Genomic DNA, 24656 nt, shown 5'->3' on the forward strand with positions numbered 1-24656 from the left:
CTATCCTGCAGGCCACATTCAACGGTCGCCGGAGATCCCATGAAACTTGAAGACCCGTCCCTGCTGCGTGATGCCTGCTTCATCGATGGTGAATGGGTGAAGGGCAGCGAGAGCCTGCCGGTCAAGAATCCGGCCACGGGTGACACGCTCGGCGAAGTCCCCCGTCTCGGGGAAAAGGAAACCCGCCAGGCGATCGAAGCGGCGAACCGCGCATTCCCGGAGTGGCGCCGCAAGACGGCCGCCGAACGCAGCGCGATTCTGCGGCGCTGGTACGAACTCATGCATGAAAACGTCGAGGACCTCGGCCGGATCATGACGTCCGAACAGGGCAAGCCGTTCACCGAGGCCAAGGGCGAGGTCGCCTATGCCGCCTCCTTCCTCGAGTGGTTCGCCGAGGAAGGCAAGCGTGTCTACGGCGACATCATTCCCGAGCACACCGCGGATGCACGCATCGTCGTCACAAAGGAGCCGATCGGCGTATGCGCCGCGGTCACGCCGTGGAACTTCCCGCTTGCCATGATCACGCGCAAGGCCGGCGCCGCACTCGCCGCCGGTTGCCCGATGGTGGTCAAGCCGGCGGAACAGACGCCGCTGTCCGCGCTGGCGCTGGCGGAACTTGGTTCCCGGGCCGGTATCCCGGCCGGTGTCTTCAGCGTCATTACCGGACGGGCGAAGTCGATCGGCGGCGAGTTCACGAGCAATCCCACCGTGCGCAAACTCACCTTCACCGGCTCGACGGCGGTCGGGAAAATGCTGATGGAACAGTGCGCCGCCACGGTCAAGAAGGTCTCGCTGGAACTCGGCGGCAATGCGCCGTTCATCGTTTTCGATGACGCCGACCTCGACGCCGCCGTCGAGGGCACGATCGCCTCCAAATACCGCAACACTGGCCAGACCTGCGTATGCGCCAATCGCATCCTGGTGCAGGACAGCGTCTACGACGCATTCGCCGAGAAACTCGCGAAGCGCGTAGCCGGGCTGAAGGTCGGTGAAGGTTTCGGTGAGGGCGTCGTGCAGGGGCCGCTGATCGACGACAACGCGCTGGCCAAGGTGGAAGAGCACGTCGGCAACGCGCTCGAACACGGCGCGAAGGTCCTGACGGGCGGGCAGCGCCATGCGCTGGGCGGCACCTTCTACGAACCGACCGTTCTGACCGGCGTGACGCCGGAGATGCAGATCGCCGGCGAAGAGACCTTCGGCCCGGTGGCCCCGCTGTTCCGCTTCAGCACGGAACGCGAAGCGGTCGAGATGTCCAACAATACCGAGGTCGGGCTCGCCTCCTACTTCTATACGCGCGACATCGGCCGCGCGTGGCGCGTCGGCCGCGAGCTCGAGTACGGCATCGTCGGCATCAATACCGGGCTGATCTCCACGGCCGTCGCGCCCTTCGGCGGGGTGAAGGAATCCGGTATGGGGCGCGAGGGCTCGAAGTACGGGATAGAGGACTTCCTCGAGGTGAAGTACATGTGCATGGGCGGGATCGATCCCGAGCTGCAGTAACGCAGGCCCGCGGCACTGAGACTCAGCGCCCGGAGGCCATCAAAGGCGGTCTCCGGGCGTATTCACCTTACCGGGTTTCACCCCCCGTGAGGGTTCCGGTCAGACTCCCTGCAATACGGGTTCTCGCCAAGGCGCCAAGCGCGCCAAGGGACGCAAAGAAAGATTGCAGGAGCGGCCTTGGCCGCGAAAGGGTTCCAGTCAGACTCCCTGCAATACGGGTTCTCGCCAAGGCGCCAAGCGCGCCAAGGGACGCAAAGAAAGATTGCAGGAGCGGCCTTGGCCGCGAACCGGTCTCGGGGCCCTCGCGGCTTTCATTGGCTGAGCGGCACAATTTTGCCAGTCACGTCCGTTGCCCGAGCAATTGACCCGGGCGTCGCGTGAGAGGACGCCGGTTCGCGAGCAAGCTCGCTCCTACAATGTTTTGCCTTCTTCGCGTCCCTTGGCGCGCTTGGCGCCTTGGCGAGAACCGGCATTGCAGGGCGCGATGATCCGGTAACCCGGTGACACGAAGTCCAACGCAGCCTCGGCGCTACTGATCCGACCAGTGGAACCGCTGCATTTCCTGCATCCGCTCGCGCTGTTCGTCGGTGAGCACCTCGTGCATCCGGTTCTGCATCCGGACCTGCTGTTCGATCATGTCCCGCCGGGTTTCCATCATGCGCGAGAAGGCATCGCCGACCTTACCGGGGTCCGGCGCCTCCTGCCCGTACGCCTCCATCATGTTGCGCCGGTGCTGCTGCATTTCCTGCATCATCTGCCAGTGCTCGCCGGCGTTCTCGCGCTGGATATCTTCCAGCCGTTGACGCTGTTCCGCCGACAGGCCAAGCACCCCGCTCATGTAAGGCCCCATCATGCCCTGGCCCATCATGCCCTGGCCCATCATGCCGGGGCCCATTCCCTGCCCCATCATGCCGGGACCCATTCCCTGCCCCATCATGCCGGGACCCATTCCCTGCCCCATCATGCCCGGGCCCATTCCCTGCCCCATCATGCCTTGCCCCATTCCGTGGCCCATCATTCCCTGGCCCTGACCGCGCATCATGCCCTGACCTTGGCCCTGACCGCCCATCATGCCTTGGCCCTGCGCCATCATGCCCTGGCCACCACCCATGCCGGACGCACTGCCGCCATGGGCAATGACCGCACCACTCGCCAGCGTGGCGGACAAAGCGAGTGCGAGGACTGCCCATTTTTTACTGATTGGTTCGTACATCACGGATCCCATCCTGTCGTTGGTCGAAGGGTTCGCCCATATCGGCGTCTACGGTCCCTATAGTAGACGAGCATGACAACCATACTTTGATCCGCGTCAAACGAGCCCCTAAACCGCGGCCGGTTACGCCCCCGCGCGTGTCGCCCCGGACAACAGCCACCGCGTGTGGCCTTACCAGTGCCCACGTTAGTAGTATGCGCCCTTTCCCGAAGGCCCCCGACCCCGATGCAGACCGCCGAGACCCCCGGATACCGCCGTACCTGGCAGCTCGCCTGGCCGATCATCCTGGCGAATTCGTCGATCCCGCTCGTCGGCGCGGTGGACACGGCGGTCATGGGGCATCTGCCCGACGCCGCCTATATCGGCGCGGTGGCGCTGGGCGCCAACCTGTTCTCGATCATCTACTGGGCCTTCGGCTTCCTGCGCATGGGCACGACGGGCTTCGTGGCGCAGGCCGCCGGTGCCGGCGACGGCGGCGAGGCCGCGGCGGCATTGAAGCGTGCCCTGCTGATCGCGGGCGGGCTGGCGCTCGCGGTGTGGTCGCTGCAGATCCCGATCGGGATGATCGCCTTTTACATGGTCGATGGCAGCGAGCGGGTCGAAGAACTCGCCCGGGTCTACTTCGGGTGGCGCATCTGGTCAGCGCCGGCGGTATTCGCCAATTACGCGATCGTCGGCACACTCATCGGGCTGCAGCGAACGCGTGACGTCCTCGTCGTCCAGCTGCTGCTGAATGGCACCAACGTGGCCCTCGACCTGCTGTTCGTGCCGGTGCTCGGTTTCGGGGTCGAGGGCGTCGCCCTCGCCTCGGTGATCGCGGAGTTCACGGCGGTGGGCATCGGACTCTGGCTGGTCGTACGCCGGCTGCGGCCGCTGCCGCGCCCCGGCCACCGAATCACCCTGCTCGAACCAGCCGCGCTGCGTGCGCTGATCCGGGTCAACGGCAATATCTTCGTGCGCACGCTTTGCCTGGTCCTGTCGCTGTTCTACTTCACCGCCGTGGGAACCGGGCTCGGCGAGGTCGTGGTGGCGGCCAATGCCATCCTGCTGCAGTTGCTGTTCTTCCTCTCCTACGGGCTCGATGGCTTCGCCCACGCCGTCGAGGGGCTGGCGGGTTCGGCCCGCGGCGCCGGGCGCCGGGACCAGTTCCGCGCGGCGGTGCGCACGAGCACCGTCTGCGCGGCCGCCCTCGCGGTCGGTTATTCCGTCGTGTACGCGCTGTTCGGCGGCGTCTTTATCGGCTGGATGACGGACCTGCCCGAGGTCCGGGAGCTGGCGACCACCTACCTGCCGTGGATGCTGCTGGCCCCGATCGTCGCCGTGTGGAACTTTCAGCTGGATGGCGTATTCATCGGCACGACCCGCACCGTCGAGATGCGCAACGGCATGCTGATCGCGGCCGGGGCATTCTGGCTCGCGACCGAACTGCTGGTGCCGGATCTCGGCAACCACGGGCTGTGGCTCGCCTTCATGGGGTTCTTCGTTCTGCGTGCACTGCTGCTCGCGCTGTGGTTACCGCGGATCGACCGGTCGATCGCAGCGGTCCCGCAGGCACCGGTGTAAACCGCCTCAGTCGACGGTATCGATATCGGTGACGCGCCCATCGGTCAGCCGCACCCGTCGATTGAGGTATTGGTCGCCGAACGGGTAGTACCAGTCCTCGATCCAGACGTGGTGATAGCCGTGCTTGAGGCCGCCTCGATGGTCCCGCCGCAGCAGGCGCCGCGCCTCGCGCTGCACCGGTTCGCCGCAGCGGCTCAGCAGTTCATAGGCCGTCATGCCGGCGTTGACGTCGACCGGAACGCAGTCGCCAACCCGATCGCGTTCGCGGAAGCCGCGCCCGGGAGTGCGGATGCGCTGGAGCCGGCCATTGCGGAACCGCAGCTCGCGCAGCAGCCGCTGAGGGCCGAAGTTGTAGTACCAGAGTTCCTCGAGCACATGGCCATGACCATGCGCGTACAGCGGCTGGACATAATCGGGCTGACCACACGCCTCGCGCACCTCGAACGCGGGGTCCCCCTCATCGACCAGGCTGCCATTGCAGCGCAGCGCCTCCGCCCGCCCCGGGAGCAACAGCCCGGCGGCGGCCAGCACAAGGGGCAGCAACGGCGACAGAATCCGATTTTGTGTCATATTTCCCGTGGACTGGATCATATACACAGTATGACAGCGCTTGCCGGGCTTGGTGCCTGGACATCCAGACCCCGCCTCGCGGGGTAATATCCGGGTCACGCACGGAGACGTGCGTCACACCGCCCGCGTCGGGGACAAACGGAGGGAGCCCATGAAAGGATCAGGATATACATACCGACGGATGACCCTGCTGCTGGCCTGCCTGCTGCTGCCGGCTGCCGGGCACGGCGCCACGCCGGTACACGCCGATGGTGTGCTCTGGGAGATCGAGGGTCCCGGCGAAACGCAGCCGAGCCACGTTCTCGGGACGATCCACAGCGATGACCCCCGCGTGCTCGATCTCGATCCGACCATCGAGCGTGCGTTTCGATCGGCCCGGCGTTACGCCTTCGAACTCGATTTCGGCGCCGATATCCAACAGACCATGGCGCGGGCGATGTTCGACCGGGCGCCGCCGACGCTGGAGGAACAACTCGGCGGACCAGACTGGCAACGCGCCCGCCGTGCGGCGCAGGCCCGGGGCGTTCCGGGCGACGCGCTGTTGCTGATGGAGCCCTGGGCACTCGCCATCACGCTGTCGGTACCCCCGATGGACCCGACCGCCACGCTGGATCGGGTCCTGTTCCAGCGTGCTTCCGATCTGGGGCGCCCGGTGACCGGTCTCGAGACGGCGGAGGAGCAGCTTGCCCTGTTCTCCGATCTGCCCGAAACGCAACAGCTCGATCTGTTGCGCGCCACCCTCGACCTGGCCGAACAGGGCGGCCTCGCACCGATGTTCGAGTCCTTGACCCGGGCCTGGCTGCGCGGCGATCTGGCCGCGCTCATGGAGATCGGCGAGAACAACCCGATGCTGCCGGACGCCGAGCGCAATGACGCCTTCATGGAGCGGGTCGTCGACGAACGCAACGAGCGCATGGTGGAGCGCATGCAGCCTCTGATCGAACGCGGCGGCGCGTTCGTCGCCGTCGGCGCGCTGCATCTGCCGGGCGAGCGCGGGGTATTGCGGCTGCTGGAAGAGGCCGGCTATACGGTCAAGCCAGTGGATTGATATTCGGGGAATGCGCTTATCATCCCGGATCATGCCGTTTCGGACTTCGTGTTACCCGGTTACCGGATCCACCGCTGTGCGTGAGGGTTCTCGCCAAGGCGCAGAGGGCGCCAAGGGACGCAAAGAAATGCTGTAGGAGCGGCCTTGGCCGCGAACCGGTTTCGGGGCCTTCGCGGTTCTTATTGGCTGGGCGGACGAATGTTGCCTGCAACGTCCGTTACCGGAACGATTGAAGAGACCTTGCGGGAGAGGACATCGGTTCGCGAGCAAGCTCGCTCCTACAATGTTTTGCCTTCTTCGCGTCCCTTGGCGCCCTCCGCGCCTTGGCGAGAACCCAAACTGCACAGCGCCCGGATAGGAGTATTACGCCTGCTCGGCCTTGCTGGCGCAGTGGATGCAGTACAGGACAGTCGGGTCGAATTCGAGGCGTTTCGGGTTGATCGGTTCGTCGCAGGACTGGCACAGCCCATAGTCGCCGTCGTCGATCCGGCGTAACGCCGCCTCCGTGCGGCGCAGCGTTTCCTGGCGGCGGCGCTGGGCGGCCAGGCTCATCTGCTGGGCCCCGAGGGCGTCCATGCGCGACAGGCGCCCCTGACGCTGCTGATCGAGTTCGACCGTATTGGCGTCCGTGTTGCCGGTTGCCGCCGTCAGTTCCTCGCGCAGTTCCAGCAACCGTGCGCGGAACCACTCGGTATCGATATCGTCGTCGCTCACCGTCTACTCGTCCCGTCATTCCAGGCACCCGGACGGGTGCCGCAGCCGGATTGTCCCACAGGCCTCACGCCACGGGCACGGGCCGATCATGTGTCCGCTGGCGTGCGCACCCGCATCAGCAGCAGTGCACCACCGCCGAACAGCAGCAGCAACGAAAGGATCCCGATCCGCGGATCGCCGGTCATCCAGCCGACCCAGCCGACCAGAACCGGCCCGATTACCGCGGCGAATTTCCCCATCATGTTATAGAAGCCGAAGAATTCGGCGGCGCAGTCGGCCGGGACGAGGCGGGCAAAGAACGAGCGCGACAGGGCCTGGACCCCACCCTGAACCAGGCCGATGGTCACCGCGAGGCCATAGAATTCCCACGTTGCGCTCATGGTCGACGCCCAGATCGTCGCCCCGGCATAGGCCGCCAGGGCCAACAGGATTCCGCCACGCGCACCCAGTGGCCTGGCGAGGCGACCGAACACCAGGGTCGCCGGAAAGCCGATAAACTGGACCAGCAGCAGCGCGGCGATCAGGTCGTTGGTGCCGAAACCGATCGACATCCCGTAATCGACCGCCATCCGCACGACCGTGTCGACGCCGTCGATATAGAGGAAATAGCCGCCCAGAAACAGCGCGACCTGGCGATGCTTGCGGATATCCCGCAGCGTCTGCAGGAGTTGAGCCGCCCCCTCGACGAAGGCCTGACCGAACGGCACCCGCGGGCCGTCGCGCTCCCCGACCGTACGCAGCAGCGGGATCGAGAAGACGGCCCACCAGACCGCCGTGAGCAGGAACGACAACCGCACGGCGGCCGCACGGTCGGCCAGCCCGAACGTCTCCGGCATCAGCACGAGGGCCACGCAGCCTGCGAACAGGATCCCGCCGCCAAGATAGCCGAGCGCGTATCCGAGTGCCGAAACGCGATCCCCCTCCCCCCGCGGCGCGACCTCCGTGATCAGCGCGTCATAGAAAACATTCGCGCCCATGAACCCGACCGTCGCCACGGCGAAGGCACCGGCGGCGAACCCCCATTGTCCGGCACCGATCAGTGCCAGCGTCGCGGTGGCGAGGATGCCCAGCAGGGCAAAACGGATCAGGAAACGCCGCCGCAGGCCCGCGCGGTCGGCCACCGCGCCGAGTAGTGGCGCGAGCAGGACGATCAGCAGGCTCGAGGCGGAATTGGCGGCACCGAGCCAGAAGGTGCGCTCCGCCTGCTCCAGCCCCGAGCCCCAGTAATCACGGAAGAACAGGGGAAAGAACCCGGCGATGACCACTGTGGCGTAGGCGGAATTGGCCCAGTCGTAGAACGCCCACGCGAAGATACGGCGGCGCTCCGGCGTCATGAATGCTTCGGCGGGGCGATCCCGCGGGCAATGTGCAGCATGCCGGGCATCCGGGTCAGTGGGAGCGGCTTACTATATGCGAGGCCCCGCGGCAGCAAAACCCGCCGGCCGGCTCGAATTGCACCAGTGCTCACTCGCAGGCCGGCTTTTGCCGACAGGCAACAGCCGGCCTGCCCCTGCGGCGCGGCCCAGCGATGTCCGCCGGCTGGCTCCCGCCGGTCGCAGGCCGGCCTGGCTGCCGCGATCCCCATGTGATTTCCGCCGGCGCGTAATAGAGTCCGCCCCCCCTGTACTTGATCCTGATCAAGTCGCCGGCGATTCGACTCTGGTACGTTCCGCCTTTCGTTGACAACCGGTCGCGATCGACGGGGGAATAGCCGATCGATGTGTCGTATCAGCCCTGTCGTCGGCACAATAGCCGGCAATCGCTTTCCAGCCAGGACCCGCAAGCATGGCACAGCAAGAAACCTACAATGACCATGTCGTCCGCCTGTTTCTGCTGGCGGCGGCCGTATGGGGCATCGTCGGCACCGCAATCGGCGTCCTTATCGCGGCCCAGATGGCCTGGCCCTGGCTCAATTTCGACACCTCCTGGCTGACCTTCAGCCGCATCCGGCCCAACCACACGTTTTCGATCATCTTCGCCTTCGGCGGCTCCGCGCTGATGGGCACGTGCTACTACGTGGTGCAACGCACGGGCCACGTGCGTCTCGCCCTCGGCCGTCTGGCCACCTTCACCTTCTGGGGCTGGCAGGTCGCGGTGTTCCTGGCGCTGGCGACGATGCCGTTCGGCATCACCCAGAGCAAGGAATACGCCGAACCCGAATGGCCGATCGACATTCTCATCGCCGTGGTCTGGATTTCCTTCGGGGTGGTTTTCTTCGCCACACTCGCGAAGCGGCGCATCCGCCACATCTACGTCGCCAACTGGTACTACGCGGCCTTCATCGTCGCGGTCGGCCTGCTGCACGTGGTCAACAACATCGCGATCCCGGTCTCGCTGACCAAGTCCTATCCGGTCTACTCGGGCGCCGTCGATGCGATGGTCCAGTGGTGGTACGGGCATAACGCGGTGGCGTTTTTCCTGACCGCCGGCTTCCTCGGCATGATGTACTACTTCGTGCCGCGCCAGGCCGGCCAACCGTTGTGGAGCTACCGCTTCTCGATCGTGAACTTCTGGGCGCTGATCTCGGTCTACATGTGGGCCGGTTCGCACCATCTGATCTATACCTCCCTGCCGGACTGGGTGCAGACGGTCGGCGTCGTGTTCTCGGTCATCCTGCTGATGCCGAGCTGGGGCTCCGCGGCCAACGGCCTGCTCACGTTCAACGGTTCCTGGCACAAGGTCCGGGTCGACCCGGCCGCCAAGTTCATGGTGATCGCGCTGGTGTTCTATGCCGCCGCGACGCTCGAAGGCTCGATGCTCGCGATCCGCAGTGCCAACGCCCTGAGCCATTACACCGACTGGACCATCGCGCACGTGCACTCCGGCTCCATCGGCTGGGTCGCGATGATCACGATCGGGTCGATCTACGCGATGGCGCCGCGCGCGCTCGACCGCCCCATGCATTCGGTCAAGGCCATGAACCTGCACTTCTGGATGCACACGATGGGGCTGCTGATCTATGTCACCGCGATGTGGGTCTCCGGCGTCGCGACCGGCTCCATGTGGTTCGCCACGGCCGAGGACGGGACGCTTGTCTACAGCTTCATGGAGATCTTCCGGACCATCGATGTGCTCTACATCATGCGGTTCCTCGGCGGCGTGTTGGTCATGGGCGGCATGGTAGTGATGGCCTGGAACCTCTGGCACACGGCCGCCGCCGCCCGCGCGAAACTGATCTCGCCGATCCCGGTGCCGATTCCGGAGCCCATACCGGATGCCGGCATATCGGCATCGCCCGCCCGGTAAAGCGCGGTGCGCGAACGCGAATCACGATCGAACTGACTATCCACGTGCGCGGTGATCGCAAAGCGGTCACCGCGCGGATCCCTCGGACGCGCGTCGACCGGGGACCTGACAGCCGGGAATGCCGACATGCAGTTTCACCATCGTTATTTCGAAGCCATCGAGAAGCGCCTCGGCCTGTTCGGTGTGCTGCTGGCCGTCGCTCTGACCCTGGGTGGACTCGCCGAGATCGTGCCGCTGTTCTACCAGGCGACCACGACGGAACCGGCACCCGGCGTCGAACCGTACGAACCACTCGAACTCGCGGGCCGGGATATCTACGTCCGCGAAGGCTGCTATGGCTGCCACTCGCAGCAGATCCGACGTATCCGTGCCGAGGTGCAGCGCTATGGCGCGTACTCGCTGGCGGGCGAGTCCGCCTATGACCGTCCGTTCCAGTGGGGCAGCAAGCGCACCGGGCCCGATCTCGCCCGTGTGGGCGGCAAATACTCGGATGAATGGCAGCGCGCCCATCTGCTCGATCCGCAGGCACTGGTACCGGACTCGAACATGCCGGCCTATCCGTGGCTGAAGGGGGAACCGATCGATGCGGACGAAATCGTTGCGCGCATGCGCGCGCTGCGCCTGGTCGGCGACCCCTACACGGAAGAGCAGATCGAGTCGGCACCGGAGGCGCTCGAAGGCAAGACCGAACTCGACGCCCTGGTCGCCTACCTGCAGGGGCTCGGGCAGCAGGTCGACGAGGAAGCGCTCGAGCGTCTCACCGACACCGCCCCGGGGGACGCCGGGCAATGAGCGACATCTGGGGACACGTCATCGGGGTGGTGATCATCCTGCTGATCGTCGCTTTCGTCGGTGTATGGATCTGGGCCTGGCTGCCCCGGCACCACCGCGTGTTCAGCCGGATGGCGCGCGTCCCGCTCGAAAACGACACCGCGCCCGGCGAGCGCCGGGGCGATGAACAACGCACGAACAACCACGGGGAAGAGCAGCGATGAGCGCCTTCTGGAGCGGCTGGATCATCTTCTTCGTCACGCTGAACTGGCTTCTGGTGACGTTCCTGCTGATCTATGGCACCCGGGTGCCCATTCCGACCTACCGGGATGGCACCACCGGTCACGTCTGGGCCCACGGCGCCATCCGCGAGGGCGTGCGGCGCCTGCCGATGTGGTGGGTCGTGCTCTCGCTCGTGGTGATCGTGTTCGGCACCGTCTACCTCTTCCGCTATCCCGGTTTCGGGGCATTCGGAGGCACGCAGGAGTGGACCTCCGAGGAGCGGGTGCAACGGCATATGGCCGAAAACGAAGAGCGCCTCTCGCTGTTGTTTGACCGCGTGCGAACCGAGTCCGTGGACACCCTCGCCCGCGACCCGCAGGTGATCCACGCCGGTCAGGTGCTCTATGAAGACAACTGCGCGGCCTGCCACGGCGCCAACGCCGGCGGCAATCAGGTCATCGGGGCGCCGAATCTGGTCGACGATGCCTGGCTGTACGGCGACAGCGTGGAGGCGATCCATACCAGCCTGACCAAGGGCCGCCAGGGTCAGATGCCCGCGCTCGGGAGCGCGCTCGGCGAACGCGGCACCCGCGCGGTCGCCGCGTATGTCTACGAGATGAACGGCCGCGACTGGCCGCGCGAAGACCTGGTCGCCGAGGGCGAGGAACTGTATGCATCCCAGTGCGTGGCCTGTCACGGCCCCGAGGGCAAGGGCAAGACCGCGATGGGCGCGCCCGACCTGACCGACGACAGCTGGTTGTATGGCGGGCGCCTGGAGGACATCATTACCAGCATCCGCGACGGGCGCAGCGGCGTCATGCCGGGCTGGTCCGAGCGTCTGCGCGAGGAAGAGATCCGGATACTGACCGCCTGGGTCCGCGCGGGCGGTCCGGCGCAGGACACCGGCGGGAGCAGCGATACGGAATGAGCGAAGAGCGGGAAACGGATGGGGTTCGCTGGTACCAGGTGCCGGTGCTCTGGGTCGGTATTCTCGCGCTGACCGGGTCGATCCTCGGCTGTGTCCTGACCGTGGCGGTATCGATGCGCCACGCCGACGACGCGCTCGCCGATGTCGCGCCCGGTGGCAAATTCCAGATGGAACCACTGGACGCGTCGAAAGACGGTAGCCGGGATCGCCCCGAACCGCAGCCATGACGGTCGCCCACGGCGCTGACGCCATCCGGCAACGCCCGGGCCGCCCCTCTCCACCATAGGCCGGCGCACCCGTTCGAGCATGAACACCGTCACGGCAACCTGTTTCCACTGCGGCGAAGACCTGCCGCGCCGTGGCATCCGCTACGTCCATGTCGACGGTGCCGATCACCCGGTATGCTGCCCCGGTTGCGAGGCGGTCGCCGGCCTGATCGCGGACGCCGGCCTGGCCGATTTCTACCGTTACCGCACGGGTCCCGCCCCCACGCCGAGCGGGCCCACCGCCGATGAATGGACCGCGTTTGACCGCGACGCCGTCCAGAAGGTGTTCGTACGCGAGCTGGGCGATCAGCACCGCGAGGCCGTCGTGCTGGTGGAGGGTCTGTACTGTGCCGCGTGTGCCTGGCTGATCGAGCACGTACTGGCCGGCGAGCCCGGGCTGGAGACGATCGAGGTCAACCCAGCGACCGGCCGCGCCCTGGTACGGTGGCAAGCCGACCGCGTCGCCCTGTCCCGGCTGCTGCGCCGGATCGCCGCGGCCGGTTATCGGCCGCATCCGCTCGGGGTAGACGCCGGCGACTCGCTGATCGCCCGCGAGCGCGGTGCCGCCCTGCGGCGCCTGGCTGTGGCCGGTCTGGGCATGATGCAGGTCATGATGTACGCGGTCGCGCTCTATGCCGGCGCCATCCAGGCCGACATGGAGCCCGGGATCACCGAACTGCTGCGCGGCGTCAGCCTGTTGATCGCCATCCCCGTGGTGCTCTATGCCGGCGCCCCCTTCTTCCGTGGCGCCTGGCGGGATCTTCGGGCCGGCCGCCCGGGCATGGACGTACCCGTGGCGCTGGCGATCGGGGGCGCTTTCGCCGCGAGTGTCTGGAACACCACCATCGGCGACGGCGAGGTCTATTTCGACTCGGTCACGATGTTCGTCTTCTTCCTGACCGTCGCCCGCTTCTTCGAGATGACGGCACGCCACCGGGCGTCGCGACAGACCGGGGCGCTGGCCCGGATGCTGCCGGCGACCGCGCTGCGTATCAGCCCCGCCGGCGACGAGCGGGTCGCCGTGCACGAACTCGCGGTCGGCGATCGGGTACGCGTACCGGCCGGCGACCCGGTCCCGGCCGATGGTCGCGTGATGGCCGGCGAGAGCCGTCTGGATGAATCCCTGCTGACCGGTGAGTTCATGCCGGTCACCCGCGGCCCGGGCAGCGAGGTCATCGGCGGCAGCATCAACGATGACGCGCCGATCGATATCGAGATCACGCGCGTCGGTCGGGACACCCTCGTGGCCGGCATCGTGCGGCTGCTCGACCGGGCCCAGGCGGAGCGGCCGGCGCTGGCGCGTGTGGCCGACCGCGTCGCGCGCTGGTTCGTCTGCGGCATCCTGCTGGCCGCCGCGGGCACGGCGTTCGCGTGGAGTCGAATCGCACCGGACGAGGCCTTCGCCGTGACCCTGGCGGTACTCGTGGTCACCTGCCCCTGCGCCCTGTCGCTGGCCACGCCGACGGCGCTGGTCGCCGCCACCTCGAGACTGGCCCGCAGCGGTCTGCTGGTCGCCCGAACCGGGGGCCTGGAGACGCTGGCGCGCGCCGATCACGTCGTCCTCGACAAGACCGGCACGCTGACCCGGGGCGAACTCACCATCGAGCGGATCGAGCCCATGGACCGGATCGACGCCGGCGAGGCACTTGCACTCGCGGCCGCGCTCGAGGCGCACTCCAGCCACCCCATCGCGCGCGCCTTCGCACACGCACACGATGGCCGCGAGGCCAGTCGGATCCGCACCGAAGGCGGGCGCGGCATCGAGGGCCTCGTCGCCGGGCGGAACCTGCGGCTCGGGCGACCCGACTGGGTCGGGGGCCTCGGCGGCGGCGGTGATACCAGCGCCGACGGGACGGTCGTCGCGCTGGGCGACAGCGACGGTCTGCTGGCCCGGTTCCATCTGGCGGACAGCGTCCGCCCCGGAACGGCTGATGCCGTGGCGACCCTGCAGCGACTCGGCGTCGGTGTCGAAATCGTCAGCGGCGACGGCCCCGGGCCGGTCGCGGCCGTGGCCCAACAGCTCGGCATTGACCAGTGGTCCGCGCGCCAGACCCCGGCGGACAAACTCGCACGCCTGCAGGCCCTGCAGCAGGCAGGACATCGCGTCATCATGCTCGGCGACGGCGTCAACGACGGCCCGGTGCTGGCCGGTGCCGACGTCGCGGTCGCCATGGGCAGCGGCTCGGCGCTGGCCCAGACCAGTGCCGATATGGTCCTCACACGCGGCCACCTCGCCGACCTGACCGACGGCATCGGTCACGCGCGGCGCACGCTGCGGATCATCCGCCAGAACCTCGCCTGGGCGGCGGGTTACAACGTGCTCGCCCTGCCGCTCGCCGCCACCGGCATGGTGCCACCGTGGATGGCGGCCATCGGCATGTCGGCGAGTTCGCTGCTGGTGGTCGGCAACGCCCTGCGGCTCGGACGCATACCTCCGCGACGCGTAGAGCCGCCGACCGGCACCGTGCCGGCCGCCGCTGGAGCGGAAGGATGAATGTGCTCTACCTCCTGATCCCCGTCTCGCTCGTCCTGCTCGTGCTCGCGGTCGCGGTCTTCTTCTGGGCCGTGCGCAGTGGACAGTTCGATGATCTGGAGACGCCGGCCTACCGCATCCTGATGGATACCGACGAGCGCAGGCGTCGCGAACACGACACGACCCGGACCGGCACAGCGGCCAACGGGCAACCGTCCGACGAACCCGACGACGAGCACCGGTGACTCCGGATCCGACCACACTCGGCGCCGCGTTCATCGCCGGTATCGCCGGCAGCGCGCACTGCATGGGCATGTGCGGCGGCATCGTCGCCTCGCTCGGCCTGGGCACGGCCGGTGAACGGTCCGGGCCCTGGCGGAGCCTGGGGTATGCACTGCTGTATAACGGCGGCCGGATCGCCAGCTATACGGTCGCCGGGGTCATCGTTGGCAGCGTCGGCCTGCTGGCGGGCGGCAGCCTGCAGGCACCCGGCACCGGCGTCGTCCTGCGCGCGATTACCGGCCTGGTACTGATCGCGATCGGTCTGCAGGTGGCTTTCGGCCTGCGGCTGCTGCAACCGATCGAGCGCGTGGGCCTGAGACTCTGGGGGCGGATCGCGCCGCTGGCCCGCGGTCTGATGGCGCGCCGCGGGGCCTGGGCCGCGGTCGGCCTCGGCGCCCTTTGGGGCTGGCTCCCCTGCGGGCTCGTCTACGGCATGCTGTTCGCCGCTCTCGCCGCCGCCAACCCGGTCGAGTCAGGCGGGCTGATGGCGGCGTTCGGCCTCGGCACGGCGCCGGCGATGATCGCGACCGGCGCGTTCGCCAGCCGGTTCCGCCGGTACACCCATCACCCGCGCTTCCGCCGCATCGCCGGCCTGGTGGTGATCGGCCTCGGCCTGTGGACGGCCCTTGCACCGATCGTGATGCTGATGGGTGGCGGGCACGTGATGCCCTGAAGCGGCGACAACCGGAGTATCGCTCCAGATCGCCGCACGCCGATACAGCGCGGCCGAACGTCCGCCGGATTCGTGCGGCCGGTTGGACAATCCCGCCCGATCTGGCGAGACTGCGGACCATGCGATTGCAACCACTACCGGGACACACGGATGGCCCAAACCGTACGCGGCCAGGGTCCGGCCCACCGCTTCATCGTGGCGCCACGCGCACGACATGAAACTCGTCTCGAAGCTGAACGAGCCCGGCGTACGGCGTTTCCTCCTGCTCGCGCAGATCATCGTCGCTCCGGTGGGGCTGGTCACCCTGCTCTACCTGCTGATCGAGGAACTGCCACTGGTCGCGCTGCGTGAGGCGGCCATCGCCGTCACCGCTTCCTTCGCGGTCGCGATGCTCGGGTACGGCCTGTTCGCGATCCGCCTGGCGTGGATCCTCGACGCCTTCTCGATCCGATTGCGGCGGGCGAGCCTGTGGCGTATCCACCTGACATCGCTTTTTTATTACTTCTTCCTCCCGGCCGGTGTCGGCTACGACCTTTCCAAGGTCGCGAAGATCTCCCTGCAGGCCCGTGACACGGCGGCCTGGCACGTAACGGCGGCTGTCGCCGCGGAACGCGTGGCGGGTGGTGCGGGCATTTTCCTGCTGTTACTCGGCACCCTGCCGTTCACCCGGCTTGCACCGGACAGCCGCCTCGAATGGCTGACGGCCCCGGCATGGGTCTGGCTCTTACTGCTCCTGGCGGCTGGCGCCACCATCTGGTTCATCGGCCTCATCGCCCGACGCACGGGCGCCTATCGAGTCGCACCACTGATCCCGGCAGTGATCGTCTCGGCGTTGGCGCATCTGCTCGTCGCGGTGGCGATCTGGTTCGTGAGCCAGGCATTGGGCATACCGGCCACCTTTGCCGAGATCGTCGTGGCGCTCGCCGCAACGCTGTTGCTCCAGCTGGTGCCGGTCAACCTGTTCGGCGTAACCCTGGGAGAAGTCGCCGCGGTCACGGTCTATCTCGCCTATGGACTCGAGCGCCCCGAGGCCCTGCTGCTGGCGACGGTCGCCTATTCGCACCGCCTGTTGCCGGCCATGGTCGGCGGGCTCATCGAAGGCGGCAATGCACTCTGGCAACTGCGCCACTCGGTAGCCCCGGGCCGCGCGCTGGATGGCACCGGCAAGGGGGACCGGTATGTCGGCTGAGTGCTATCCCGCGTGGATCCGCGCACTGCTTGATCCCGGTCCTTATCCGCATCCCGTGGATCAGGTCGAGGTGGTGGAGACGCATATCTCCTGGGTGCTGCTCGCAGGGGCGCATGCCTACAAGTTCAAGAAACCGGTCGATTTCGGCTTTGTCGATTTCACCACCCTGGAGCGCCGGCGCTTCTTCTGCCAGGAGGAACTGCGTCGCAACCAGCCACTCGCGGCAGAGATCTATGAGGCCGTCATCGCCGTCTGCGGTGACCCCGCCAGTCCACAGCTGTACGAAGATGGCCATGAGCCCGGCGAGGCGTTCGAATTCGGCGTGCGGATGCGGCGTTTCGACAGCGACGCACGACTCGATCACCGGCTCGCGGCCGGCCAGGTGACCCGGGCGGAGATGGGCGATTTCGCGCGTCGTCTCGCGCGGTTCCACGCCGAAGCCACACGGGTCGATCCGGCGTCGGCGCCGGGAACGCCCGAGGCGGTCATGGGCCCGGCACGGGAGAATATCCGGCAGCTCGAGGCATTGCTGCAGCGGCAGCCGGAATGGTCGCCGCGGCTGGGGGCGGGTCTGCGTGCGGTTTCGGACTGGACCGAAACGACCGGCGAGCGGCTGCGGCCAACGCTGGTCCGGCGCCGTGCCGAGGGTTTCGTCCGTGAATGCCACGGCGATCTCCATCTCGGCAATCTCGTCTGGCACCGGGACCGCGTGATCGCGTTCGACTGTATCGAGTTCAATCCGGCCTTTTACTGGATCGACACGATCAATGAACTCGCGTTTCTGGTTATGGATACCGCCGACCGCGGGCATCCGGAACTCGCACGGCATGTCCTCAATCGCTATCTGGAGTGGAGCGGCGATTACACCGGCGTGGCGGTGCTGGATTTCTATCGGGTGTACCGGGCCATGGTGCGTGCCAAGGTCGCGGGGCTGCGCGGCCTGCAGACCCGGGCGGAAGAAGCGGAAGCGGCCGCGACGGAGGTCGCCGGCTACCTCGACCTCGCCGAGCGCATGCTGGCACCGCGACCCACCTGGCTGGCCCTCATGCACGGGCTGTCCGGTTCCGGCAAGAGCCGGGTCAGTGGCGAGTTGATCGAAGCGGGCGACGCGATCCGCCTGCGCTCGGACGTCGAGCGCAAACGCCTGTATGGCCTCTCACCGGACGACAGCAGTGCTTCCGGCATGGCGGCGGGGATTTACACGCCGGAAGCCGGGCGGCGCACCTATGAACGGCTCCTCGAACAGGCGGGCCGGCTGCTGCACGCGGGCTGGCCCGTGGTCGTGGATGCGGCTTTCCTGACGCGGGACCAGCGCGAACCGTTTCTTGCCCTGGCGCGTGGACGCGGGGTACCCGGGGTCGTGCTGGACGTCACCGCCCCGGAAGCGGTCCTGCGGGAGCGTGTACGGGCACGCTCGCAGCGCCGCGATGATGCATCCGAGGCGGACGAAGCGGTACTCGAGCACCAGATCGATCTGCGTGAACCGGTGACGGCGGATGAAGCGGACCGCATCGTCACCGTGGATACGACAGCGCCACGCGAGCCCAGTGCGCTGTGGGCCCGCGTCGCGGGGCAGTGATCAGGCGGCGCCGGCCATCGCGTCGCGCACACCCAGCGCGCGATCCCGGGTCAGGCGCGGACCATAGGTCGTGATGATGTCGGCGGACGCGCTGACCGCGAACCGCGCCGCCCGTTCATGACTCCATCCCTGCGTCCGGCCATAGAGGAACGCCCCGGCGAACATATCGCCCGCGCCGACGGTATCGATCGCGTCGACCTGACGGCCGTCCACCGAGAACTCCCTGTCACCATCGAAGACGACCGCGCCCTTCGGGCCGCGCGTGACGACGAATTCACGCGCGCTTGATTTGAGGGCGGTGATCGCATCCTCGACCGTTTCCGTGCCGGTGAGTTCTTTCGCCTCGTCCTCGTTCGCGAACAGCAGATCGACACCCGCGCCGATCATCTCGCGGAGCTGGACACCGAAATGGCTGACGATGTTCGGATCCGATAGCGAGATGGCCGTGCGGACGCCGGCATCGTCGGCGATCCGGCGGGCTTCGGCGACCGCCTCGCGCGCCGTCTCCGAAGTCGCCAGATAGCCCTCGAGATACAGATACTCCGATTCGCGGATGGCCTCGGGCACCAGTTCCGTCTTCCCGAGACTCCCGGTGATCCCGAGATAGGTGCACATCGTGCGATCGGCATCCGGCGTGACCAGTACCATGCAGCGTCCGGTGTAGCCGGGCTCCACCACCTCGTGGGCGTTGGTCTCGACGCCGTTGTCTTTCAGATCATCCGCATACAGCCGGCCGAGATCGTCATCGGCCACCTTGCAGGTGTAGAAACCGCGGCCACCGAACTGGGCCAGGGCGATGACCGTGTTCGCGGCGGAACCGCCGGCGCTGCGATGGACGTGATGTTCATCCAGATAGACCATCATCTCCGACTGGTGATCGACGTCCACCAGCGTCATCACGCCCTTGTCGATCCCGAGACGCTGCAGATCCTCCGGCGTCAGGCTGTACTCCATATCCACCAGCGCGTTGCCGATGCCGTAGACGTCGTATTTGCTCATTCCGGTTCCTCGCTTCACCTCGTTTTATACCGACACCACCGTGAGGCCGCGCCGGCATTTCTGATTGTCTTTCGCCCCGTCAGGTAACCCCTGATCTTCGGGAATCCTGTAGGTCGGGCTTATAGCCCGACAGATCCGGGGCTTACGAATGTCGGGCTATAAGCCCGACCTACATCACTCCTCAACGCCCTGCCTCTATGTAATACGAGTGGCCCTGACCGGCGGCACGGAGTCAGCCCGCCCGGCTTAACGCTTCGGCGGGCGCCTGCTCCGGGTCGTACGCCAGATTCGGCGCCAGCCAGGTCTCGGCCTCCTCGATCGACCAGCCCTTGCGTTCGGCATAGTCGAGAACCTGATCCCGCTGGATGCTGCCGAGACCGAAGTAACGCGCCTCGGGATGGCCGATATAGAAGCCGCTGACAGAAGCCCCGGGATCCATGGCGAAACTCTCGGTCAGGCGCATGTCCGTGTGCCTCTCCACGTCGAGAAGCTGCCAGATCAACGCCTTCTCCGTGTGCTCCGGACACGCGGGATAGCCCGGCGCCGGTCGGATCCCCCGGTAACGCTCGGCGATCAGATCCTCGTTCGCCAGCGATTCATCGGGGTCGTAGCCCCACCACTCTTGCCGCACGCGCAGATGCAGATACTCGGCGAAGGCCTCCGCGAGGCGGTCCGCGAGCGCCTCGACCAGAATCGCGTTGTAGTCATCGCCGGCCTCTTCGAAACGCTTGACGTGGTTGGCGGTCTCACGGCCCGCGGTGACCGCGAACGCCCCCATCCAGTCCGGCACCCCGGAAGCGGCCGGCGCCACGTAGTCCGCCAGGCAGAGGTTCGGCTTGCCCTGGGGCCGCTCGGTCTGCTGACGCAGGAAGTGCACCCGCATCCGTATGGCCTGGCGCGGCTCATCGGCGTAGATCGCGACGTCGTCGCCCATGGCGCCGGCGGGGAAGATGCCTGCAACACCGCGTGGCTGCAACCAGCCCTCCGCTTCCATGCGATCCAGCATGCGCTCCGCGTCGGCGAGCAGGTTGCGTGCCGCCTCGCCTTTGTCCGGATCGTCCAGCACCTTCGGGTAACTCGCCTTGATCTGCCAGGTGTGCAGGAAGGGTGTCCAGTCGATGTACTCGCGCAGCTCGGCCACGGAGACATCCGCCACCGGGATGACGCCCGTGCGCGCCGGCTGCTGCGGGCGGTGCTGCTCGGGGTCCCAGCTGAACGCGTTGGCGCGGGCCGTCTCGAGGTCGATGTAGGATTTGCGTTCACCGCGCCCGGCATGACGCTCGCGCTGCTTCTCCTGGTCACTGGCGATCTGCGCGATGAATTCATCGCGTACGTCCGGATTGAGCAGCTTGCTCACGACACCCACCGCGCGTGACGCGTCCTTCACGTAGGTAACCGGCTGATCGTATTCCGGCGATATCCGCAGCGCCGTGTGCAGCGGCGAGGTGGTCGCCCCGCCGATCAGCAGCGGCAGTTCCATACCGCGGCGCTGCATCTCCTTCGCCACCCGCACCATCTCGTCGAGCGAGGGGGTAATCAGGCCGGAGAGACCGACGATATCGGCCTCTTGCTCCACGGCCGTGTCGAGTATTTTATCCGCCGGCACCATGACGCCCAGGTCGGTGACGTCGAAGTTGTTGCATTGGAGGATGACGCCGACGATGTTCTTGCCGATATCGTGGACGTCGCCTTTCACCGTCGCCATCACGACATGACCCTTGGCCCGGTCCCCCGGTCGCTTGTCGGCCTCGATATACGGGATCAGGTAAGCGACCGCCTTCTTCATCACGCGCGCGGACTTCACGACCTGGGGCAGGAACATCTTGCCGGCGCCGAACAGATCGCCGACGACGTTCATGCCGTCCATCAGCGGCCCTTCGATCACATCCAGTGGGCGCTCGGCGCGCTGGCGCGCTTCCTCGACGTCTTCCTCGACGTAATCGACCACGCCGTGCACGAGCGCGTGCTCAAGGCGCTTCTCGACTACCTCCTCGCGCCATGCCGCCTGGACCTCATGGCGTTCGCCGGACTCGCGGTAGTCCTCCGCGATCTCGAGCAGCCGCTCGGTCGCATCGTCGCGGCGATTGAGAATCACATCCTCGACGCGTTCGCGCAGGTCTTCCGGGATATCGTCGTAGACCGTCAGCTGACCGGCGTTGACGATCGCCATGTCGAGGCCGGCCTGGATGGCGTGGTACAGGAATACCGAATGCATGGCCTCGCGAACCGGCTCATTGCCGCGGAACGAGAACGATACGTTCGACAGTCCGCCCGAGGTCCGCACGCCCGGCAGTTCTTCCTTGATGCGGCGGACCGCCTCGATGAAGGCATTGGCGTAGTCGTTGTGCTGCTCGATACCGGTCGCGACGGCGAAGATGTTCGCGTCGATGACGATATCGTCAGGCGCGAAGCCGGCCCGCTCGGTCAGCAGAGCAACCGCGCGTTTCGCGATCGCGACGCGCTGCTCGACGGTCTCGGCCTGCCCCTCTTCATCGAAGGCCATGACGACCACGGCCGCGCCGTAGCGGCGCACGCGGCGGGCCTGATCGAGGAACGAGTCTTCGCCCTCTTTCAGGCTCAGCGAGTTCACGATGGCGCGACCCTGGAGGCACTCGAGGCCCGCTTCCAGGATCTCCCAGCGCGACGAGTCGACCATGACCGGCACGCGGGCGATATCGGGTTCCGTCGCGACGAGATCGAGGAAATGGCGTATGCAGGCGACGCCATCCAGGAGGCCATCGTCCATGTTGACGTCGATGATCTGGGCGCCGTCCTCGACCTGCTGGCGCGCGACTTCCAGTGCCGTCTCATAGTCCTCGGCTTCGATCAGACGCCGGAATTTCGCCGAGCCGGTCACGTTGGTGCGCTCACCGACGTTGACGAAATTCGTCTCGGGCCCGACGTTCAGCGGCTCCAGCCCGGACAGACGCAGCCGCTGCGGCGGCTGCGCCGGTTCACGCGGCGCGACACCGCGCACCGCCTCGGCGATCGCGCCAATGTGCTCGGGCGTCGTACCGCAACAGCCGCCGATGATGTTGACCAGCCCTTCGCGGCCCCACTCGGTGATCAACTTGCCCATCGCTTCGGGGGACTGGTCGTATTCACCGAGCTCGTTCGGCAGACCCGCATTCGGATGCGCGCTGACCGGCACCTCGGCGACCCGGCCGAGCTCCTCCACATACTCGCGCAGCTGTTCCGCACCGAGCGCGCAGTTGAGCCCGACGCTGAACGGTTTCGCGTGGCGAACGCTGTTCCAGAAACCCTCGACCGTCTGCCCGGAGAGCGTGCGGCCGCTGGCATCGGTGATCGTGGCGGAGATCATCACCGGCAGTCGGATACCACGCGCCTCGAAGAGATCGTCGAGCGCGTAGAGCGCGGCTTTTGCATTCAGGGTGTCGAAGATTGTCTCGACCATGATGAGATCGACACCGCCATCGAGCAGCGCCTCCGCGGCTTCGCGATAGACCTCGACGAGTTCCGGGAAGCGCACGTTGCGCTTGCTCGGATCGTTGACGTCCGGCGACAGCGAGGCCGTCCGATTGGTCGGACCCAGCACGCCCACGACCCAGCGCGGTTCGCCCGTCTCTTCGGCGACGGCATCGGCCGCGCGCCGCGCGATCCGTGCACCCTCGGCGTTGATCTCCGCCACGACCGATTCCATGGCGTAATCGGCCTGGGAGATCCGGTTGGCGTTGAACGTGTTCGTCTCGATCAGTTCGGCCCCGGCCTCGAGATAACCGCGGTGCAGGCGCTCGATGACATCCGGACGGGTCAGATTGAGCAGATCGTTGTTGCCGAACAGCTCCCCGGAACCATCGGCGAAACGCTCGCCGCGGAAATCGGCCTCCTCCAGCGGTTCGCGCTGGATCATCGTGCCCATGCCGCCGTCGAGAATGACGATCCGCTCGGCCAGGCGTTCATGCAGTGTGTCGATATTCATGGATACTCCCATCGTTCAGGCGACGTGGTTCCTCTTCGCCTGTTCGGAACGCGCGCGCTCGTCGGGCAGGATGCCGATCATGCGGCACACGGCCCGCGTCAGCGGCGCGCGGTTCATGGTGTAGAAGTGGAACTGATCGAAGCCCTCGGCCATCAGGCCCCGGCACTGGTCCGAAGCCACGGACGCGGCGACCATATCCTGCTCGCGCGGGTCGTGTTCCAGACTGGCGAACAGCCGCTCGAGCCAGGCCGGCACGGTCGCCCCGCAGCTGCGGCTGAACCGCGCCACCTTCGGGAAATCGGCGACGGGCAGGATGCCGGGCACGATCGGTACATCGATCCCGGCCGCGACCGCACGATCACGAAAGCGGAGGATCGTGTCGTCGTCGAAACAGAACTGCGTGATCACGCGGCTGGCACCGGCATCGACCTTGCGCTTGAGGTATTCGATATCGGCATCGGGTGACGTCGCATCGGGATGGACCTCTGGATAACCGGCAACGCTGATATCGAAATGCCCGACCTCCCGCAGCCCGGGGATCAACTCGGCCGCGCAGCCGTAACCATCGCTGCGCAGCGCATGCCCTGGATCGTCGTCGGGCAGATCGCCTCTCAGGGCGACCAGGCGACGGACGCCGTTCTTCCAGTACCGTCGTGCGATCTGCTGGATATCGGCACGCGAAGCGCCGACACAGGTCAAATGCGCCGCGGGTGTCAGTTCCGTTTCCCGCAGGATGCGGCGAACCGTGGAATGGGTCCGCTCGCGGGTTGATCCACCCGCGCCGTAGGTCACGGAAACGAATTCCGGGCGCATCGACTCCAGGGCGACAATCGCGTCCCAGAGCCGCGTCTCCGCAGCCTCCGTGCGCGGCGGGAAGAACTCGAAAGATACTTTCATGTTGAACGTACCTGGTTCAGCGAAATTTCTGAACCACGAATGAACACGAATGAACACGAATGCTGCCGCTGGGCCTGGCGGGCTCCCGGGAGCTTCGCTGAAGTGTCCGCGCGGATGAAGTCTCGTTATGAACCACAGATAGACACAGATGAACACGGATAAAAGTCAAAGACGCCGCATGGCTGACCGCGAGAACCTGATCTCGCTCCGACGCAGGTTTTGACCTTATCTGTGTCCATCCGTGTTCATCCGTGGTTCTCATCCCGGCGTCGGGATCACCAGGCTATCAGCGATAGCTCCGATCACCTTACCGGCCCCTGCGGCAGCCATTCGTGTCCATTCGTGTTCATTCGTGGTTCTTGAATTCAGTGGTTCCATGGACCGGAGACGGGACCCGCAGGCCCCGCCTCCGGTCGGCCCGGATCAGTAGCGGTAGTGCTCGGGCTTGAACGGGCCGTCCTGCGAGACGCCGATGTAGGCCGCCTGCTCGTCGGTGAGGCGCGTGAGGTTCGCACCGATCTTGGTGAGATGCAGGCTCGCCACCTCCTCGTCCAGGCGCTTGGGCAGGACGTAGACCCGGTTG

General features: G+C 66.7%; 21 protein-coding genes. 13 read left to right on the forward strand and 8 right to left on the reverse strand.

All coding sequences use genetic code 11. From position 1 onward, the window contains the following. The first annotated feature begins 39 nt into the window (after positions 1 to 39). On the forward strand, positions 40 to 1500 hold the full coding sequence (locus tag A0W70_RS12770; protein WP_067563083.1) for an NAD-dependent succinate-semialdehyde dehydrogenase: 1461 nt from the start codon (positions 40 to 42) through the stop codon (positions 1498 to 1500). Between the two features lie 529 nt (positions 1501 to 2029). Here the strand turns inward: A0W70_RS12770 and A0W70_RS16615 are convergent. After that, the gene (locus tag A0W70_RS16615; protein WP_067563086.1) at positions 2030 to 2713 is read right to left on the reverse strand and encodes a Spy/CpxP family protein refolding chaperone; all 684 of its coding nucleotides are present in this window, start codon (positions 2711 to 2713) and stop codon (positions 2030 to 2032) included. 225 nt (positions 2714 to 2938) lie between these two features. On the opposite strand from A0W70_RS16615, the gene A0W70_RS12780 reads away from it, so the two are divergent. Beyond that, positions 2939 to 4276, forward strand: a complete 1338-nt coding sequence (locus tag A0W70_RS12780; protein WP_067563089.1) for an MATE family efflux transporter — start codon at positions 2939 to 2941, stop codon at positions 4274 to 4276. A gap of 6 nt (positions 4277 to 4282) precedes the next feature. On the opposite strand, the gene A0W70_RS12785 is transcribed toward A0W70_RS12780, so the two are convergent. Next, positions 4283 to 4846 (reverse strand): DUF2845 domain-containing protein, encoded by a 564-nt coding sequence (locus A0W70_RS12785; protein WP_070989409.1) that lies wholly within the window; start codon positions 4844 to 4846, stop codon positions 4283 to 4285. A 151-nt stretch (positions 4847 to 4997) separates the two neighbouring features. Here A0W70_RS12785 and A0W70_RS12790 point away from each other — a divergent pair, with 151 nt between their 5' ends. Next, a complete protein-coding gene (locus A0W70_RS12790; RefSeq protein WP_070989410.1) occupies positions 4998 to 5894 on the forward strand; it encodes a TraB/GumN family protein in 897 nt (298 codons plus the stop codon). Positions 5895 to 6257: 363 nt separating this feature from the next. Here the strand turns inward: A0W70_RS12790 and A0W70_RS17180 are convergent, their stop codons facing one another. Together A0W70_RS17180 and A0W70_RS12800 are read right to left on the reverse strand one after the other, a co-directional pair. After that, the gene (locus A0W70_RS17180) at positions 6258 to 6608 is read right to left on the reverse strand and encodes a TraR/DksA family transcriptional regulator (protein WP_067563098.1); all 351 of its coding nucleotides are present in this window, start codon (positions 6606 to 6608) and stop codon (positions 6258 to 6260) included. An 86-nt stretch (positions 6609 to 6694) separates the two neighbouring features. Continuing rightward, positions 6695 to 7942, reverse strand: coding sequence for an MFS transporter (locus A0W70_RS12800; protein ID WP_067563102.1), 1248 nt, complete (start codon positions 7940 to 7942; stop codon positions 6695 to 6697). Positions 7943 to 8393: 451 nt separating this feature from the next. Between A0W70_RS12800 and ccoN the strand changes: the two genes are divergently transcribed. The 10 genes from ccoN (at position 8394) to A0W70_RS12850 (ending at position 18237) form a co-directional block, all read left to right on the forward strand. Further along, complete coding sequence (ccoN, locus tag A0W70_RS12805; protein ID WP_067563105.1) at positions 8394 to 9854, forward strand: cytochrome-c oxidase, cbb3-type subunit I; 1461 nt, start codon at positions 8394 to 8396, stop codon at positions 9852 to 9854. Between the two features lie 126 nt (positions 9855 to 9980). Then, positions 9981 to 10646: a cytochrome-c oxidase, cbb3-type subunit II gene (gene ccoO, locus A0W70_RS12810; RefSeq protein WP_067563108.1), complete on the forward strand. Its 666-nt coding sequence runs from the start codon at positions 9981 to 9983 to the stop codon at positions 10644 to 10646. Beyond that, on the forward strand, positions 10643 to 10849 hold the full coding sequence (locus tag A0W70_RS12815; RefSeq protein WP_067563112.1) for a cbb3-type cytochrome oxidase subunit 3: 207 nt from the start codon (positions 10643 to 10645) through the stop codon (positions 10847 to 10849). The genes ccoO and A0W70_RS12815 overlap by 4 nt, the downstream gene beginning before the upstream one ends. After that, a complete protein-coding gene (ccoP, locus tag A0W70_RS12820) occupies positions 10846 to 11775 on the forward strand; it encodes a cytochrome-c oxidase, cbb3-type subunit III (RefSeq protein WP_067563115.1) in 930 nt (309 codons plus the stop codon). Before A0W70_RS12815 ends, ccoP begins: the two co-directional genes overlap by 4 nt. Continuing rightward, complete coding sequence (locus A0W70_RS12825; protein WP_067563118.1) at positions 11772 to 12002, forward strand: hypothetical protein; 231 nt, start codon at positions 11772 to 11774, stop codon at positions 12000 to 12002. The genes ccoP and A0W70_RS12825 overlap by 4 nt, the downstream gene beginning before the upstream one ends. A gap of 79 nt (positions 12003 to 12081) precedes the next feature. Next, complete coding sequence (locus A0W70_RS12830) at positions 12082 to 14535, forward strand: heavy metal translocating P-type ATPase (RefSeq protein ID WP_067563121.1); 2454 nt, start codon at positions 12082 to 12084, stop codon at positions 14533 to 14535. Then, a complete protein-coding gene (gene ccoS / locus A0W70_RS12835) occupies positions 14532 to 14759 on the forward strand; it encodes a cbb3-type cytochrome oxidase assembly protein CcoS (protein WP_067563123.1) in 228 nt (75 codons plus the stop codon). Before A0W70_RS12830 ends, ccoS begins: the two co-directional genes overlap by 4 nt. Continuing rightward, on the forward strand, positions 14756 to 15469 hold the full coding sequence (locus A0W70_RS12840) for a sulfite exporter TauE/SafE family protein (protein WP_067563126.1): 714 nt from the start codon (positions 14756 to 14758) through the stop codon (positions 15467 to 15469). The genes ccoS and A0W70_RS12840 overlap by 4 nt, the downstream gene beginning before the upstream one ends. A 214-nt stretch (positions 15470 to 15683) precedes the next feature. Next, a complete protein-coding gene (locus A0W70_RS12845; protein WP_067563130.1) occupies positions 15684 to 16658 on the forward strand; it encodes a lysylphosphatidylglycerol synthase domain-containing protein in 975 nt (324 codons plus the stop codon). Beyond that, on the forward strand, positions 16648 to 18237 hold the full coding sequence (locus tag A0W70_RS12850) for a bifunctional aminoglycoside phosphotransferase/ATP-binding protein (RefSeq protein WP_245675883.1): 1590 nt from the start codon (positions 16648 to 16650) through the stop codon (positions 18235 to 18237). The genes A0W70_RS12845 and A0W70_RS12850 overlap by 11 nt, the downstream gene beginning before the upstream one ends. On the opposite strand, the gene A0W70_RS12855 is transcribed toward A0W70_RS12850, so the two are convergent. The 4 genes from A0W70_RS12855 to A0W70_RS16480 form a co-directional block, all read right to left on the reverse strand. Continuing rightward, positions 18238 to 19236, reverse strand: a complete 999-nt coding sequence (locus A0W70_RS12855) for an adenosine kinase (protein WP_067563136.1) — start codon at positions 19234 to 19236, stop codon at positions 18238 to 18240. A 232-nt stretch (positions 19237 to 19468) separates the two neighbouring features. Further along, complete coding sequence (gene metH, locus A0W70_RS12860) at positions 19469 to 23176, reverse strand: methionine synthase (RefSeq protein WP_217495445.1); 3708 nt, start codon at positions 23174 to 23176, stop codon at positions 19469 to 19471. 15 nt (positions 23177 to 23191) lie between these two features. Next, positions 23192 to 24073, reverse strand: coding sequence for a methylenetetrahydrofolate reductase [NAD(P)H] (gene metF, locus A0W70_RS12865; RefSeq protein WP_067563143.1), 882 nt, complete (start codon positions 24071 to 24073; stop codon positions 23192 to 23194). Positions 24074 to 24496: 423 nt separating this feature from the next. Beyond that, the coding region (locus A0W70_RS16480; RefSeq protein ID WP_139150865.1) for an adenosylhomocysteinase at positions 24497 to 24656 on the reverse strand (160 nt) is incomplete at its 5' end.

Origin of the sequence: Halofilum ochraceum, from assembly GCF_001614315.2 — a bacterium.
GTDB lineage: Bacteria > Pseudomonadota > Gammaproteobacteria > XJ16 > Halofilaceae > Halofilum > Halofilum ochraceum.